Origin of the sequence: Kineococcus siccus (assembly GCF_009906795.1) — a bacterium.
GTDB lineage: Bacteria > Actinomycetota > Actinomycetes > Actinomycetales > Kineococcaceae > Kineococcus > Kineococcus siccus.
On record NZ_JAAALN010000422.1, the window covers coordinates 1 to 808 of the forward strand.

The 808-nt window shown below is 75.0% G+C and carries 1 protein-coding gene; it reads left to right on the forward strand.

The genetic code is table 11. The annotated features are described in order from the left end of the window. The first annotated feature begins 169 nt into the window (after positions 1-169). On the forward strand, positions 170-766 hold the full coding sequence (gene clsA, locus GTR02_RS21935) for a cardiolipin synthase ClsA (protein ID WP_338073986.1): 597 nt from the start codon (positions 170-172) through the stop codon (positions 764-766). Positions 767-808 lie beyond the last annotated feature (42 nt).

The window sequence follows — 808 nt, forward strand, 5'->3', positions numbered from 1 at the left end:
GCCGTCCACCCGCCGTCCACCCCGCAGATCGCCCGCCGTCGGCTCCCGCGACCACGACCCGCGGGAGCGGAGCGGACCGGTCACCGCCGGACGCCCGGTCGCGCCCCGTAGGCTCGCCGTCAGCGGTCACCGTCCGGGAGCGGCCGCACGAGACGGAGGAGCGTCCGCGGTGTCGGCGACGGGTGGTCAGGTCGTCAGCGACCGGGTGCTCACCGTCCCCAACGGCCTGAGCTTCCTGCGCCTGCTCCTGGTGCCGGTGTTCGCGGTGCTCATCGTCGGGGGTTCCGACGGGTGGGCGCTGCTCGTGCTCGCGGTGAGCAGCGCCTCGGACTACCTCGACGGCCACCTGGCGCGGCGCTGGAACCAGGTCACCCGGCTGGGGCAGGTCCTCGACCCCTTCGCGGACCGGCTTTACATCCTCACGACGCTGCTGGGGCTGGCCTACCGCGACCTGATCCCGTGGTGGCTGGTGGTCGTCCTCGTCGCGCGCGACCTCACGATGGTGCTGACGCTGCCGTTCCTGGCGAGCGTCGGCCACGGCGTGCTGCCCGTGCACTTCCTCGGCAAGGCCGGGACGTTCTGCCTGCTCTACGCCTTCCCGCTCCTGCTGCTCGGCGAGATCAGCGACGCGCTGTCCTCGGTGGCCGGCGCCGTCGGGTGGGCGTTCGCGCTGTGGGGCACGGGGCTGTACTGGTGGGCCGGGCTGCTCTACGTGCGCCAGGTGGTCGTGCTCGTGCGCAGCGAGCGGGCCGCGGGCCCGGCGTGAGCGCGCCGCCGGCGGGACCCGACGGCGCGGGCCGCCCGCGCC